Origin of the sequence: Clostridium peptidivorans, from assembly GCF_900205925.1 — a bacterium.
In the GTDB taxonomy this organism is placed as follows: Bacteria; Bacillota; Clostridia; order Clostridiales; family Clostridiaceae; genus Clostridium_AK; species Clostridium_AK peptidivorans.
In genome coordinates, this window is sequence record NZ_OAOD01000009.1 from 114,862 (window position 1) to 129,604 (window position 14,743).

17 protein-coding genes and 1 pseudogene are annotated in these 14,743 nt (G+C 32.2%); 14 read left to right on the plus strand and 4 right to left on the minus strand.

Annotation, left to right across the window (positions count from 1 at the left end; translation table 11 throughout):
- Positions 1–228 precede the first annotated feature (228 nt).
- On the minus strand, positions 229–840 hold the full coding sequence (locus CRN98_RS09460) for a DUF2238 domain-containing protein (protein ID WP_097027180.1): 612 nt from the start codon (positions 838–840) through the stop codon (positions 229–231).
- 249 nt (positions 841–1,089) lie between these two features.
- Between CRN98_RS09460 and CRN98_RS09465 the strand changes: the two genes are divergently transcribed.
- From CRN98_RS09465 to CRN98_RS17740, 4 genes are all read left to right on the plus strand, one after another.
- Entirely contained in the window at positions 1,090–1,941 is an 852-nt protein-coding gene (locus tag CRN98_RS09465; protein ID WP_097027181.1) for a GNAT family N-acetyltransferase, read from the plus strand.
- 38 nt (positions 1,942–1,979) lie between these two features.
- The gene (locus CRN98_RS09470; RefSeq protein ID WP_242960887.1) at positions 1,980–2,465 is read left to right on the plus strand and encodes a DUF5643 domain-containing protein; all 486 of its coding nucleotides are present in this window, start codon (positions 1,980–1,982) and stop codon (positions 2,463–2,465) included.
- Positions 2,452–3,018, plus strand: coding sequence for a hypothetical protein (locus CRN98_RS09475; RefSeq protein WP_097027182.1), 567 nt, complete (start codon positions 2,452–2,454; stop codon positions 3,016–3,018). Before CRN98_RS09470 ends, CRN98_RS09475 begins: the two co-directional genes overlap by 14 nt.
- Before the next feature lie 242 nt (positions 3,019–3,260).
- A complete protein-coding gene (locus CRN98_RS17740) occupies positions 3,261–3,434 on the plus strand; it encodes a nuclear transport factor 2 family protein (RefSeq protein ID WP_179632081.1) in 174 nt (57 codons plus the stop codon).
- Between the two features lie 183 nt (positions 3,435–3,617).
- Here the strand turns inward: CRN98_RS17740 and CRN98_RS09480 are convergent, their stop codons facing one another.
- Positions 3,618–4,061, minus strand: a complete 444-nt coding sequence (locus tag CRN98_RS09480; protein WP_097027183.1) for a hypothetical protein — start codon at positions 4,059–4,061, stop codon at positions 3,618–3,620.
- 51 nt (positions 4,062–4,112) lie between these two features.
- Complete coding sequence (locus CRN98_RS09485; protein ID WP_097027184.1) at positions 4,113–4,805, minus strand: hypothetical protein; 693 nt, start codon at positions 4,803–4,805, stop codon at positions 4,113–4,115.
- Positions 4,806–5,284: 479 nt separating this feature from the next.
- Here CRN98_RS09485 and CRN98_RS09490 point away from each other — a divergent pair, with 479 nt between their 5' ends.
- Complete coding sequence (locus CRN98_RS09490; RefSeq protein WP_097027185.1) at positions 5,285–5,995, plus strand: 4Fe-4S double cluster binding domain-containing protein; 711 nt, start codon at positions 5,285–5,287, stop codon at positions 5,993–5,995.
- Positions 5,992–6,324: a CGGC domain-containing protein gene (locus CRN98_RS09495; RefSeq protein WP_097027186.1), complete on the plus strand. Its 333-nt coding sequence runs from the start codon at positions 5,992–5,994 to the stop codon at positions 6,322–6,324. Before CRN98_RS09490 ends, CRN98_RS09495 begins: the two co-directional genes overlap by 4 nt.
- A gap of 123 nt (positions 6,325–6,447) precedes the next feature.
- On the opposite strand, the gene CRN98_RS09500 is transcribed toward CRN98_RS09495, so the two are convergent.
- Positions 6,448–7,053 carry an FMN-dependent NADH-azoreductase gene (locus CRN98_RS09500; protein ID WP_097027187.1) on the minus strand — a complete coding sequence of 202 codons (606 nt, stop codon included), beginning with the start codon at positions 7,051–7,053 and terminating at the stop codon, positions 6,448–6,450.
- 143 nt (positions 7,054–7,196) lie between these two features.
- Here CRN98_RS09500 and CRN98_RS09505 point away from each other — a divergent pair, with 143 nt between their 5' ends.
- The 8 genes and pseudogenes from CRN98_RS09505 to CRN98_RS09540 all read left to right on the plus strand — a co-directional run.
- Positions 7,197–7,577, plus strand: coding sequence for a winged helix-turn-helix transcriptional regulator (locus CRN98_RS09505; protein ID WP_341455808.1), 381 nt, complete (start codon positions 7,197–7,199; stop codon positions 7,575–7,577).
- Between the two features lie 266 nt (positions 7,578–7,843).
- A complete protein-coding gene (locus CRN98_RS09510) occupies positions 7,844–8,548 on the plus strand; it encodes an FTR1 family protein (RefSeq protein ID WP_097027188.1) in 705 nt (234 codons plus the stop codon).
- A gap of 552 nt (positions 8,549–9,100) precedes the next feature.
- Positions 9,101–10,579, plus strand: a complete 1,479-nt coding sequence (locus CRN98_RS09515) for an Lsa family ABC-F type ribosomal protection protein (protein ID WP_097027189.1) — start codon at positions 9,101–9,103, stop codon at positions 10,577–10,579.
- A gap of 91 nt (positions 10,580–10,670) precedes the next feature.
- Positions 10,671–11,939: a GTPase HflX gene (gene hflX, locus CRN98_RS09520; RefSeq protein ID WP_097027190.1), complete on the plus strand. Its 1,269-nt coding sequence runs from the start codon at positions 10,671–10,673 to the stop codon at positions 11,937–11,939.
- A 159-nt stretch (positions 11,940–12,098) separates the two neighbouring features.
- On the plus strand, positions 12,099–12,632 hold the full coding sequence (locus CRN98_RS09525; RefSeq protein ID WP_097027191.1) for an amidase domain-containing protein: 534 nt from the start codon (positions 12,099–12,101) through the stop codon (positions 12,630–12,632).
- 19 nt (positions 12,633–12,651) lie between these two features.
- Positions 12,652–12,909 (plus strand): hypothetical protein, encoded by a 258-nt coding sequence (locus tag CRN98_RS18190; RefSeq protein ID WP_423237095.1) that lies wholly within the window; start codon positions 12,652–12,654, stop codon positions 12,907–12,909.
- Positions 12,910–13,032: 123 nt separating this feature from the next.
- Positions 13,033–14,394 (plus strand): branched-chain amino acid transport system II carrier protein, encoded by a 1,362-nt coding sequence (gene brnQ, locus CRN98_RS09535; protein ID WP_179632083.1) that lies wholly within the window; start codon positions 13,033–13,035, stop codon positions 14,392–14,394.
- A gap of 80 nt (positions 14,395–14,474) precedes the next feature.
- Positions 14,475–14,743, plus strand: a pseudogene (locus tag CRN98_RS09540) (beta-alanyl-CoA:ammonia lyase); the annotation flags it as partial.

The following is a 14,743-nucleotide window of genomic DNA, read 5'->3' on the forward strand; positions in this document are numbered from 1 at the left end:
TGTGTTGATTAATCATAAATCCATGATATTTGAACAATTGTAGAAGATAACGCATTAAGTAACTGAAAGCATTAGAATTATGAATACTGAACCGTACCATAAATAAATGAGGTTTTTACTAAAATTGGATTAAATGAAAGGGAATAGATGGGCTAGAATGCGGAGACTTTATTACAATATATATATAAATACCCTATGAAAACTTAATCTCATAGAGTATTTTTTTATCTAACATTCCATATCTTTAAGTATCATCTTTACAATTTGTATATTCTTGCCTTTTATATGAAGATACATAAGAAAGCATGAAAAGCTTCCACCAATAGTTCCACAAATAATATCCCACATAGTATCATGAAGACTATTGTTTTGTGCTGTTAATCCAAAAATCTGATCTGTTGTAAATTCCCATATTTCCCATAGCCCTGCACACGCAATAGCAAATATTAACGAAAATATAACCATAGCTATAGGTCTCATCATCTGATTCTCTTCATTTCCACATAAAAAAACATATAAAATCAATCCATAAAATGCCAGTAAAACTCCAGATATTAAATGTAAAAATTTATCATAGTGCGGTATGCTATAAAAATTCATTACATTTGCTAAATACATAGAAAAGAATATAAATGTTAATGATACTACATAACCTGCTTTAGATCTATTTAAAAATGTTTTATTAAATAATATTCTTGTTATAAATATAGTTACATAAATTAAGGCAATTCTAAAAACTTTTTCATCATTTCCGGCAAATATATCCCATACTGCTGTAATGGCTAATAATAGATAAAATATATAAGTAATTTTCACGTCATATTTCATTTGTTTTTTCATCATATATCTCCTAACGATCATTTCTTTATAATTATTATACCAGAATTTCAACTCTGTATTATTAATTATTAGTGAAAGTTTTTAGTTCACTAACAGATAGTTTAAATGCTCATATTCTGTTTAGAACATTTTTATAGTATTTGGAAACAATTGCTTGTATAATTGTAATATATTGTATGATGATAAATCATATGTTTTAATTCAACAATGTGAAATAATAATTATTATGTTTTGTGAGGTTAAATTTATATGAGAATAGAAAAAACAAACAAATTAACAGAAAATCAGATGGCTGAAATCTTAAATTTAGAAACAATTGCTTTTCGCACAGATAATTTAGAAAATCATGCCTTTTTATCAAACGAAATTAATTTTGATAAGACAATGCCATGCTTTTATATGGGATATGAGAATGATGAGTTGATTGCTTTTTTAACTACCTTTATGCCAACTTCTTATGAAGCAGAAATATCAGCGGTTACACATACAGAACACAGAAAAAAAGGATACTTTAAAAAATTATTTCAAGCTGCTAAAGAAACGTTATTATTAGCAGGAATAAATAAGATTTTGTTAGTTATAGAACCGAAAAGCAAAAGTGGTGTAGAGGTTATAAAAAACTTTAACGGTTGTAATTTGGAACGTTCAGAATATAGGATGTCTCATAATGGTTCCAAGACTTTGTCAGAATATGTGGAGTTAAATTTTTTTGAAGTGAATAACCAAAACAAAGAAGTATTTACACAAATTATGCTAAATACTTTTCCTGACTTAGAGGAAAGCAGTAATTTTATTGATACTGTAATTTCTTCAGAAAGTCGAAGGGGATATATAGCTTACAAAGAAGAAATTCCAGTAGGTGCTTTTAATTTTAATTATGAGGAAGGAAGCAGTTTCCTTTATGGTGTAGGAATTGCAGCATCATATCGTGGAAAAGGATTTGGAAAGCAATTGGTTGGGTTTGCATTGACTGAAGGACTAAAAAAATCGGATAAAGTAGTGCTTGATGTGGATTCGGAAAATCCAATAGCTTTTAATTTATATAAGAAATGCGGATTCAGGATTGATTTTCAAGTTGATTATTATAGCTGTAAATTTTAATTGATTTATCTGAAGTCCTTTGGTAAAGATTTAAGGGGGTGGATGTTATTAAGAGCTTAAGAAGGGCAATAATAACAATTTGTTTAATTATACTTACTATAAGTGGTCTTGAGAGCTTGCCAGAGAGTAAATACTGTAATAAAGACCTTAAAACACTGGTTAATACAAAAAAAGCTAATGTAATTGAAGTAGGAAAGGAAATGAAAATAGACAAGGATACCATATTAATTAAAAGAATTATTAATACCGAAGATAAAACATATATTAGATATGCATTTATAAGCCTTGAGCAAGGATGGTCTTTTAGCCCAGGTGCTATTAATATATTTGATGATAAAGGGAAGCAATATCAATACAGAGGTGGGCAGTCTTCAGGCAAGTTATGGGGACAGGATGGACTATTTAATATTGATAGAATAAATGAAGACGCAAAGTATATAATACTTAAACTTGAATGGTATGATAGGAAAAACGAAATGAAAATTTCGCTTGGAAAAGAAGGTGAAAATAATGACACTAAATAAGAAACATAGCGCAATTATCGAATGGATTATAGCCATAGTACTTGTGGTAATATGCTGGAATTATTCAATTTTTTCCTATGGAAGTTTTTCACCTATAAAGGCACATGAACAATCAGAGAGGACATATCATTATGGACCTTCGAAGATAATTAAAACTATAGACTTAGATGGAGGGAAAATATATTTATGCCGATATAAAGATTGGTTTTCAGCAAATACTGTTAGAAGAGGAATAATTAACTGGCATCCAGGTGATCAAGTATCAGGAACTCCAATAGATTATTCAAAACAAGTATCTTACAGCTGGTCTGGCGCAAGAATTAAAGGAGATATAATGATAATAAAAACTTATGGCTATGTAAGTGATCCTAAAATAACTACCATATTATTTGAAGATGAAGGTAAAACAAATACATCAAGATATGCTCTAGATGAAAGCAAAATGTTTATTTTTTATTGGAATGAAGATATGCAGAAGAGTAAAGAAAAATATTTAAAAGGTTTAGATAGGGATGGAAAAGTAATTTATGAAGAAAAGCTTCCTGGCTTTTAAGCATGTAATGGACAATCTTCAGATAACATGGAATCGAAAATTGTAAAACTTGTTTTTTAAAGAATCACCTTATGCAAATGTAATTGTACCTGCATTTTAATATTAGGCAGCTAGTTGGCTGCCTAAATTATTTTGGAGGTCAAAAAATTGTAGATAAGAGAGTTAGTGATGGCTGTTAAGTATTTTATTAAATCTAGAATTAGGCATGATGAACCGTACCATAAGTAAGTGAGGTTTTTATTTTGGCGGTTGCAGAGCCACCATATGTTACATTGCTTTCTCATGTTCAAATCACAGAGGATAAAGAGGTAGCTGTGGTACATATGTATCGTTTTGAGGGGGAAAAGATTGCTGAAATGTGGGATATATCTCAAGAGGTGCCTGAGAATTCTCCTAATGAAAATGGTATGTTTTAATAAAATTGTATATATAAACTTAGGAAAAAATATTTATATTCCATGATACGACGCTTGAGTATTATTTTGATGTACATTGATTGTGATAAATATTTTAAGAAAGTATAGTGCTTAACTAAGCCCTATACTTTAATTTTTTTAAAACCTTCAACGAATCTTGAACTGAATCTATTAAGAAAAATATTAACAACAGTTTGTACCATTCTGTATTAATGGCTTTAACCTCCTTTTTAACACCTTAAACAGATCCTCAAATTCTTCATTAATATTATATATTAAGTGAATTGTACTCTTTAGTTTTGATTTTTTTGGTGGAACAATAGATGAAAAAGTTAATATAGATACTGATGAAGCTAGTTCATATGATATAAGTGATAGAAATAATAATGTTATTAATATAGGGTTAACACAATTTTCAATGTATTCTCTTTCACAAAAGTTTAAAGGTAATCTACACAATTCTGTCTTAATTGAATTAATAGCAGTTAACATTGCATCTGCATTATTAATAGCTGCGGTTACATCGATAATTAAGTCACTTTTTAGGGATGCCTGACCTTCTATTAATGATTCATTTAATTGTCTTGCAAAATTAATATTTGATATTATACTATTTATATCATTCATACTCTTATTAACCTATCTTAAATATTTCTACTATAACTAGCCATATGCAATTCATGGAAATATACAGCGGTTATCTTCCTGAGTTAGCCTTCTTAATCTAGGTTTTAACACCTTATAAAGATCCTCAACCTCATCATTCATACTATATATTGTATGAATTGTGTCCTTTAGCTTTCCCTTTTTACGTGGAACTATTGGTGAAGTAGTTAGAACACTTACTGAAGTTGCTAACTCAAAGCCCGTTCTTGATATGAGTTCCATCGCGGTTTGTAAAGGGGTAACACAGTTGGCAATATATTCTCTTTCACAAAAATCTAAGGGCAATCTACACAACTCAGTCTTAATTGAATTTAATGCTACCAATGTTTGAGCTGTTTGAGTAAGAGCTGCATTTACAGTAACATTAGTAGTAGATGCTTGACTTTGGGTTTCCCCTTGACCTGTAGGTGGCGCTTGACTTTGGGTTGGAGGTTGTCCTTCAAGTACCTGCTCAGCTTGAGTTGGGGCTTCACCACCAGGTATAACCTGACTTGGGGTTGTCCCTGGGGTTAAATTTAGTGATTGACTTTGAACTATCACGTCACTTATTTGTCTTGAATTTCTCATATCACTAATTAAAACATTTAATTCATCAATAATTGTATTTATTCGTTCCTCTCTAGACTTTTCTTTAGAGTTACCATCTTCACTAATTCCTTGTGCTGTATTATTATCCTTTGTATTTAGAACGTTATCATCACTCATAAGTTCAGCTCCAATCTAAAATATTATATTTCATAACTCATAATTTCTGATTCTTCACGAGAGAGGGCAGATAAAAAAATATAAATAGCATCTCTTCCTAGAATAACTATCTATATTAATTATTAATGTAATTTATATATAATAATTGTATTAGAAATACCTTGAAATTATTCTCTTTCAATGTAGAAGTAAATATCTCCATTAGTTATCAAATTTATAGATGATATTTGTTTATATTTAATGACGTAGGCTTTGCAGATTGTTCTAATAACAAAAACGGTATGAAGCTTTGTATATTGAGAGTACTAATTTGATAAGTAAGACCATTCTGTTGAAATTCAATGATACGATCTTTAAAAACTTCGTATTTCCCATATAATTGGAAAGCTTATAGAAAATGTGCTATAATTTTAATGAAGTCATATTTGTAAGGAATTACAAAGTAGAGTAATTGATTATAGATAAAATGGGGGATAAAATTGAATTATTTAAGTGCAGAAATCAGAGAACGGCTTATTGAAAAAGGTGCCTCAATTGTTGGATTTGCAGATTTAAAAGATATCCCAGAAAGCCAAAGAGAGGGGTATAGATACGGAATCTCAATTGCAGTAGCACTGAACCCATTTGTAATTACTGGAATAGAGGACGGACCAACAAAAGATTATTATGATGAATATGTGAGAGTAAATAAACTTTTAGATGAACTTGATAAATATGCAGTGGAGATTATAAAACACCATGGATTTGGAGCGTTGCCTAAGGTGAAAAAAAGTATCACTACAGATGAAACAGTTTTAAGAACTACTTTACCGCATAAAACAGTAGCAACTAGAGCAGGAATTGGATGGATTGGAAAGTGTGCATTACTGGTTACAAAAGAGTTTGGCTCAGCTGTAAGGTTATCAAGTGTACTAACTGATGCAGAACTAGATGTAGGATTACCAATAGATGAAGGAAAATGCGGAACTTGTAACACGTGTAAAAATTTATGTCCAAGTAGTGCTGTGTTAGGAGTTAATTGGAAGGTAAATATGGATAGAGATAACTATTTTGATGCTTTTAAGTGTAGAGATGAAGGGCGAAAAAGAAGTGATAAACTTGGAGTAGAAGAAAGAGTTTGTGGAAAGTGCATACTAGTCTGCCCTTGGACACAGAAATATTTAAAGTTAATTGGAGGTAAGAAAATATGAAAGTTGGGCTTATTAGGTGTATGCAAACAGAAGATATGTGTCCCGGTACTACTTGCTTGAAGGTCATGAAGGAGAAAAAACTTGCATTTGAAGGAATTGAGGAAGAAATTGAGGTAATTGGCGTAAATACTTGTGGGGGTTGCCCAGGTAAAAAAGCAGTAACAAGGGCTGCTGAAATGGTTAAAAGAGGTGCCGATACTATTGTGCTAGCATCTTGTATTAAAAAAGGAACTCCAATAGGGTTTGCTTGTCCCCATGCAGAAAAAATGGAAGAAGCTATTAAGAAGAGAGTGGGCAATGATATAAAGATTATTGATTACACTCATTAATAGAGACGTTCTTGCATCGGAATCTTCTTATGGACGAACTAAAAGCAGTCAGAATATCATATAGCCTGACTGCTTTTATCATCTTCACGTATATATAATTTATCCAAATCAATATGAGATTATTTAAAAATTCTTTGCTGTTTCTTTAGCTTTAATTATAGCTTCTCCAACAATAGCATCCACATCATTTCCAATAACATCTAAGCCATCTGCTGCTATGGTTGTATAATCAGTTATTCCAAGGAAGCCAAATATTGTTCTTAAATATCTGTCACCCATTTCAAAGGAAGCAAAAGGTTCAGTGGAATAATCGCCACCTCTTGCAACAATGTTAATTGCTTTTTTACCTTTACATAATCCTACAGGACCTGCTGCTGTATATTTAAATGTAATTCCAGTGACAGTAATATAATCAATATAAGCTTTAAGGATAGCTGGAATGCTTAGGTTCCAGAATGGTTCTGCAATTACATATTTATCTGCTTCTAAAAATTGAAACGCATACTTAAGTATTGGATGGTCTTTACCAGTTCCTGGTGCAGGAACATGTAGTTCATTAAGTTGTCCATATGGAAGTGGAGCTATTCCCTCTTTGTATAAATCCAATGTAATAATTTCATCATCTGGATTAAGTTTTTTATATTCTTCTATAAAATTATCTGATATTTTGAAGGTTCTTGATTGACCTTCTTCCTTTGCATTTGCTTTGATGTACAATACTTTACTCATTTCATTATCCCCTTTTTTTTAAATATAGTTGATTTGTAAAATACTTTATGACAAAATAATAATACATACATAATTTAATAGCAAGTAGGCACTTAATTGTACCATAGTATCAAAAAAGATACTTAAAATAATGAGGTGATAATGTGATAAGTGATGAGAAAAGACATGAAAGTTGTTATATGAGTGAAAAATGTATAAAGTATGATGTTTGTCCAATGGCCCTTGTTCAGAAGCTCCTGTCAGGTAAAAGAAAAATCATGATACTATGGTATTTAAGTAACAAAGTATTAAGATTTAATGATATAAAGAAAAAGTTACCAGATGTAACACAGAAAATGCTTACTCAGCAGTTGAGAAGTTTGGAAGAAGATAAGCTTATTTTCAGGCATGTTTACCCTGTTGTTCCACCAAAGGTAGAATACGGATTAACTGAATTTGGGAAAAAAATTATCCCTATACTTGAAATGATGCATGAATTTGGGGCAGAGTATTTAGAAGCTAATCTCCAAGAAAATAATATTTAGTCAATTATAATTAATGAAAGTAATGCTTAATTCATAATATGAAAATTAAGCGACATAACTAGTGAAATAAAGGTACAAACAATGTTCTTTGAAAGTCAAACAATATTTTGCGTAAAGTATAAAATTTTTACATTTTAAGCAAAATATTGTTTGACAATGTAAAATATATGCTATAATTTTATAGAAGTTAAATCGAAACTGTGAAATGTGTTGAAACACTTTACGTCTCTTAAGCATATAATATAGTGAGTAGGAGGTGAAAAACCATGCTTGCTCCATTTATAATATGTTTTAGAGAAGGTATTGAAATTTTTTTGGTTATTATCCCTCTAGTGGTTTACTTTAATAGAAATAAAATGTACGAAATGAGTAAGAGCGCATATCTAGGGGGAGCTCTAGGTACGGTTATTGCAACTATAATTGGCTCGATAATATTTTCACAAGCCGCTTCGTTAAATGGTCCTGCAGGGGAATTGTTTGACGGCATATTGGGGATAGTATTAGCAGGATTAATATTATACAGTGTAGTACTTTTAAGAAAAAACAAATCTTTTAGTACTACTCCAGATCAACGATTTGTTTCTCTGAGTAAAAAGGGAGTATTTATTATTGCTGCTATAACATTCTTTAGAGAATTATTAGAAGTAATATTGTTTATTTTAGCTAGTTCAACGAGGTCTCCTTTATTAGTAGCAGGTTCAGCATTATTAGGTTTAGTGTGTGCAGCTCTAATTGTTTATGCTGTAGCTAAAGGAATTTCGAATCTTAATATAAATGTAATATTCTATATGCTAAATCTATTCTTAGTTGGACTTGGTGCATACTGCTTTGCTGACGGATTAGAGGTATTGTTTGGTATGTATATTTCTCAAATTTTTACGATAGGTATATTGGTGTACGCAGTTCCTAGCTACTTTATAATAATAAAAAAGGATTTAAAAAAATATTTGAACTCTAATAAAATAAAATAAAACTTATCCCCATACATTAAAATTTTGAAACTTAGTTGAAAATGTTGATGTGTGGGGTGTTTATTTGTTTTTTTAATTCGTAATCTTTTTATATAGATTTCCTTGGACTGTCTATTGCATTTTGAAAGTAAGTGTGATATAATCTGAACAAATATGATGATTGGAGTTGAAAAGATGATTAAATTTTCTTGCTAGTTTTACAAAGTACAACAAAATTGTGGGTTCGTATAATATCGCTTTTTTTGTTGTGCCTATGCAAGAAAGTTAATTGTTTTTTCGCTCAGGAAATATATACTTGGCATGTCCCTAATTGGGGTCTGTCTTTGCTGTATTTAAGAGCTGCAAGAATTAACTTTCTTGCAGCTCTTATTTTTTATAATCATGAGAATAAGTAGGAGGGATTAAATAATGGATAATAAAGATACTTCGATAACGCATGATAATCTTCATATAGAGCCGGATACTTCGGGCGACATCTATATGGAGTAATACCAGTCGCCTATAGTTCCGACTTTGTTATTTGTACTTTTAATTACAAAGGAGGATAAAAATATGTCTTTAATAAATGTAACAAATCTGACCTTCGCTTATGAAGGCAGTTATGATAATATTTTTGAAAATGTAAGCTTTCAAATTGATACCGATTGGAAATTGGGCTTTACCGGAAGAAATGGACGAGGAAAAACTACCTTTCTGAATCTTTTACTTGGTAAATATGAGTATACTGGAAATATTTCAGCGAATGTAACGTTTGAATATTTTCCTTATGAGGTTCAGGAACAAGAAAATTTCACTATAGATATCATAAGAGAAATCAGTCCAAATTCAATGGATTGGGAAATAATGAAAGAATTATCGCTTTTAGATATAGACGATGATGTTTTATACAGACAGTTTTATACACTATCAAAAGGAGAACAGACCAAGGTATTGCTTGCTGCTATGTTTTTGAAGGAGAACTCATTCTTACTCATTGATGAACCTACAAATCATTTGGATGCTGAAGCTAGAAAAAAACTAAGTAATTACCTTAGAAAAAAGAAAGGATTTATTCTGATTTCACATGATAGGTATTTTTTAGACAATTGTATTGATCATGTTCTTTCAATAAATAAGACAAATATAGAAATACAAAAAGGTGATTTTTCTAGCTGGTGGGAAAATAAACAAAGACAGGATAACTTTGAGCTTGCAGAAAATGAGAAGCTTAGAAAAGATATTAATCGCTTATCGGAGTCCGCTAAACGAACAGGTAATTGGTCCCATGAAGTAGAAAAATCCAAGAAAGGAACAACAAACTCTGGCTCTAAGCTGGATAAAGGTTATGTTGGACATAAAGCTGCTAAAATGATGAAACGTTCTAAGTCAATTGAAAGCAGACAGCAAGCTGTCATTGAAGAAAAGTCTAAACTTCTCAAAAATATTGAAAGCTCCGATAGCTTGAAGATTTCCCAACTTATTTATCATAAAAACGAACTTGTGGAACTTGAGAATGTTTCGATTTTTTACGGTGACACCATGGTTTGTAAAGATGTAAGCTTTAGTATTGAGAAAGATGATCGAATTGCACTTAAAGGTAAAAATGGCTCAGGAAAATCAAGCCTTATCAAGCTTATTTGTGGTGAGGATATAAACTATACAGGTAATTTCAATAAAGGAAGTCAGCTTAAAATATCCTATGTGTCTCAGGATACATCGCATCTTAAGGGCAACCTAACTGACTACGCTTTAAATAACAATATTGATGAAAGTCTTTTTAAAGCTATTTTAAGAAAGCTTGATTTTTCAAGAGATCAATTTGAAAAAGATATGTCATCTTTTAGCGGTGGCCAAAAGAAAAAAGTGCTGATTGCAAAGAGTCTTTGCGAAAAAGTTCATTTGCATATCTGGGATGAACCACTTAATTTTATTGATATTATCTCTCGTATGCAAATAGAGGAGTTACTGCTTGAATACTCACCAACTTTACTGTTTGTGGAACATGACAGTGAATTTTGTAAAAATATTGCAACAAAGATTTTTGAGCTTTAGCTTTATAAATGAGAGTATGTTAAAAGGGGTAGTGAGAGGACTACCCTTTTTATTTGTCTAAAATAGAGTAGCAATCAACGGAGGAAATTGTATGGAACAAAAACAAAGAGCAATAATTGTAGGCTGTAATCTCAAGAATGATAAGGAATTTTTAAATATGATAGAGGAGCTATATAGTCTAGCTGATGCATGTGATATTGAGGTAGTTGGTGAAATTATTCAAAAATTAGAGCGAGTGTATCCGTCACATTATATAGGTAAGGGAAAAATCCAAGAATTGTTTACATTAATTCATGAGAAAGAAGTGAACATGGTTATTTTTAATGATGAGTTGTCTCCTTCACAAATTCGTAATTTGGATACAGCTTTAAAATGCAAGGTAATAGATAGAACGGTTCTAATTTTGGACATTTTGGCTAAGAGAGCTAAAAGCAAAGAAGCACAGCTGCAGGTAGAAATAGCAAAATTACAATATATTCTGCCGAGGTTAACTGGCCTTGGAGAATCATTGGGTCGTCATGCAGGCGGTGTCGGGTTTATAAACAGAGGTTCAGGAGAAACAAAATTTGAACTTGATCACAGAAAGATCAAGGATAGAATTGGTGGATTGAACGCAGAACTGGAAGCACTTGTAGTAGAGCGTCAGAATCAAAGGAAACAGCGTAAAAAATCAGGAATACCTGTGGTTGCTTTGGTAGGATATACAAACGCAGGTAAGTCAAGCATTATGAATTCCATGATTGATTTGTATAGCTCTTCAATTGATAAGAAGGTATTTGAAAAGGATGTGTTATTCGCTACCTTAGAAACTTATGTAAGAAACATTAAACTGCCCAATAATAAATCCTTCCTGTTAAGTGATACAGTAGGGTTTATCAGTAAGCTGCCTCACCAGCTTGTAAATGCATTCCGCTCAACTTTAGAGGAAATTACTGAAGCTGATATGTTAGTTCATGTAGTTGACTATTCAACCCCTAATTATAAACAGCATATTGAAGTTACAAAGAACACATTAAAAGAGTTAGGTGCAGATAATATCCCTATTATTTATGCCTATAATAAGACAGATTTGGCAGAGGGTGAAATCACAAAAGATGAGAAAGATTGCATATATATTTCTGCTAAAAATAAAGCTGGAATAGATGAGCTAGTAAATGAAATTTGCAAGAGGGCTTTCCCACAGCATGTTTGCTGCCAGCTGCTAATCCCCTATGAAAAAGGAAATATATTGTCATACTTTAAGGACAATGCCAATATCAAATCAACTGAGTATAACAGTGATGGAGTGCTGATATCCATGGAATGTAAGGAATCAGATTATGAAAGATATAAGCAATTTGAAAGCCTGATTAAAATATAGTTATCTACGTATAGTCACACTAGTATTTATTCGTAGTTCTTATCGACTTTAAAATAAATCCATTAAAAATTATATATATTTTAAAATTTCCAGCAAGTTGATGTCATTTTATCATCTACTTCATAATATATAAGTGATAGTACTTGAAAGGGATATTATATGTATTATATATCAAGGTTTCAAAGACAGAACAAATATGTAAGAAGTTCTGCTGTAAATTATGCACTTACCTATGGCTTAAAACCTAATCCAAACTACAGATATTTCCCCTTAATAAATGACACAAGCGGTGATTGTGCAAATTTCCTCTCTCAAAGCCTGTTAGCAGGCGGTGCGCAGATGGACTTCAATGATACACAACCCTGGTGGTATAGACATGCAGCAAATAGATTACAGGATGTCTGGGCCCTAAACTGGACAATAGCTCATATGTTATATAATTACCTAATAACAAACGAGCAAAAGAATTCAGCCTATACAAAAGGACAGGAGCTTACAAACAAAAGAGATCTTGAACTTGGTGACCTCATATTTTTCGAGGATGAAAGTGGTCATATATTTCATTCAGCCATTGTGACGGGTTTCTCTTTAGGCGAACCCCTTATTACCCAGCATTCCTTTGAAGCAGTAAATATTCCTTACAGAAGATCGTGGCCTGCATTTAAGTACCACTATGTAAAAATTGTTATATAAATTATTATCCGACAGGCTTATGTTAATGTTAAGCCTGTCTTATTTTTTACTTTGCTCTACAGTGGCTGGAGGGCTTAATGAAAAAATAGCATATATGTATGATCAAGCTTTTAAAAAAGCTATTGACCTTCCACCGATTTCAGAATTAATAATTGCAGTAAACAAGGATGCAACAGCTCCAATCTTTGACTGTGCAGACTATGGTATCACTGGGGACTTATTTAAGATTGTTCCAATGATGATTGACGAAATCATAAACGCAAAAAGCAATAAATAACTAACCTTACCCTAGGGGTACAGTTAAGGTGTTAATTTGAAAATGAATGTTAAAAAAATATCTAATATATGGTTGACCCTCCAATAGATGTATTAAATATAATAATATTTAGGGGGGATGTCTATGAACAATAATTTGGATAAGAATGGGGACTTGAAATTACCAGCATTATTTTTAATGGGTGGCGCACTCTTCTCAATGCACTTTGGGGCATCGAGTATGGTGTGGCCAATGAACTGGGGTAAAGAAAGTGGTTCATCTGTATGGATTGCATTCTGTGGAGTATTTATAACAGCTTTATTGCTTACATTACTTGCATATGTTGCATTATCAAGGGGTAATGGCACTTATAACGAAATCACCAAACGTGTACTTGGAAAGAAACTAGGCGTATCATATACAATCGTAACCATTGTTGTGCTTGGACCTCTATATGCTATTCCGCGTATGAGTGCAGCATCTTGGGACTCAATAGTACAGGCTTTTGGTTTAAATCCAGAATCAAGATTACCACTGATTATATTTACAGTATTATTCTATCTGGTAACTTATTGGTTCTTAATGAGTCCTGGAAAGACAATGGATCGTATTTCACAGATTCTTTTTCCGTTTCTTATTATCATTGTCATTATAGTTGTAGGCAAGGGGCTTATAACGCCAATTGCAGAGCCAGTTGCAAAGACATATAAAGGCTCAGCATTTGCCTATGGTTTCACAAACGGTTATGCAACAGCCGAAATTCTTTGCTCATTAATATTCGGTGTTGTTATCTTAAATGGTCTTAAATCAAAAGGTGTTTCTGACGAACGTATGAGTAAGAATATTATCAGAGTTGGCATTATTGGTGTAGCACTATTAAGCTGTACACACCTTTGCCACATGTTAATCGGTGCTTCTACAGGGGGAACAATTGATTTAACTTATACAGCTCTTTATACAGCAGTTGCTAGTAAACTTCTTGGAGGATTAGGAGGAATCTTATTCGCAATCGCACTATTCTTTGCAGCCCTTACAACAGCAATTGGTATGACTTCCGGATGTGCCGAGTTCTTCGTGGATACAACAGGAGGAAAGATTGATTACAAGAAGGGATCTATCGCAGTCTTGGTTTTCAGCACAATCTTTGGATGCATGGGTCTTTCTTCAATCCTTACAATCCTCGGACCAATCCTTGATGGTATCTATCCAGCAGCTATCGTACTTGTTATATATTATTCATTAATGCCAAATAACCAGAGCAGAAGACACTTAAACCTATGTCGTTATGCAATGATAACAGCATTGATATTTGGTATTTTTGATACCGTTTACACTTATGGAATTAAATTAAATATAAATTTAGGCTACTTCAACACATTCTATGAGAGCCTTCCGCTATCATCTGAAAAGCTTGCATGGTTCCCATGGACAGTAGTTGCTGCAATTATTGGCTACTTAGTATTCTCAAAAAACAAAGCAGCAGTGAAGGGAAATATAGAATCCTAACGGCTTAAAACTTAGGTGAACCGATGCTTGCTGAATTCCGCAAGCATCTAAATAATAAAAAATATTAGGAGGATGTCATAATGAGAAAAGTATCTTTTTTAAGCTATAACATGACAACAGCAGATGCTAACAATCAAGATGGATTAGTGCCAATTGGACGTCAATTTGATTTCATCGGAGACGTTGAGACAGAAGAAATGATTTTATGTGATGGTGATGAGTCACTTTGCCTTGGATATCATGATGTTAAATGTTACAAGGACATTTATGTAGGGGATATGGTTGATTTTAAAGCAACACTTACAAAGGTAGGGAACACATCTCGTGACTGTAAAATTGAAGTTTTCAA

Bases quoted from the DNA above. Each gene is read 5' to 3' on its own strand.
- CRN98_RS09510 (WP_097027188.1), top strand. From the start codon at position 7,844: ATGCTTGCTCCATTTATAATATGTTTTAGAGAAGGTATTGAAATTTTT.
- CRN98_RS09485 (WP_097027184.1), bottom strand. From the start codon at position 4,805: ATGAGTGATGATAACGTTCTAAATACAAAGGATAATAATACAGCACAA.
- CRN98_RS09500 (WP_097027187.1), bottom strand. From the start codon at position 7,053: ATGAGTAAAGTATTGTACATCAAAGCAAATGCAAAGGAAGAAGGTCAA.
- CRN98_RS09460 (WP_097027180.1), bottom strand. From the start codon at position 840: ATGAAAAAACAAATGAAATATGACGTGAAAATTACTTATATATTTTAT.
- brnQ (WP_179632083.1), top strand. From the start codon at position 13,033: ATGAACAATAATTTGGATAAGAATGGGGACTTGAAATTACCAGCATTA.
- CRN98_RS09515 (WP_097027189.1), top strand. From the start codon at position 9,101: ATGTCTTTAATAAATGTAACAAATCTGACCTTCGCTTATGAAGGCAGT.
- CRN98_RS09495 (WP_097027186.1), top strand. From the start codon at position 5,992: ATGAAAGTTGGGCTTATTAGGTGTATGCAAACAGAAGATATGTGTCCC.
- CRN98_RS09480 (WP_097027183.1), bottom strand. From the start codon at position 4,061: ATGAATGATATAAATAGTATAATATCAAATATTAATTTTGCAAGACAA.
- CRN98_RS18190 (WP_423237095.1), top strand. From the start codon at position 12,652: ATGTTAATGTTAAGCCTGTCTTATTTTTTACTTTGCTCTACAGTGGCT.
- hflX (WP_097027190.1), top strand. From the start codon at position 10,671: ATGGAACAAAAACAAAGAGCAATAATTGTAGGCTGTAATCTCAAGAAT.
- CRN98_RS09525 (WP_097027191.1), top strand. From the start codon at position 12,099: ATGTATTATATATCAAGGTTTCAAAGACAGAACAAATATGTAAGAAGT.
- CRN98_RS09475 (WP_097027182.1), top strand. From the start codon at position 2,452: ATGACACTAAATAAGAAACATAGCGCAATTATCGAATGGATTATAGCC.
- CRN98_RS09465 (WP_097027181.1), top strand. From the start codon at position 1,090: ATGAGAATAGAAAAAACAAACAAATTAACAGAAAATCAGATGGCTGAA.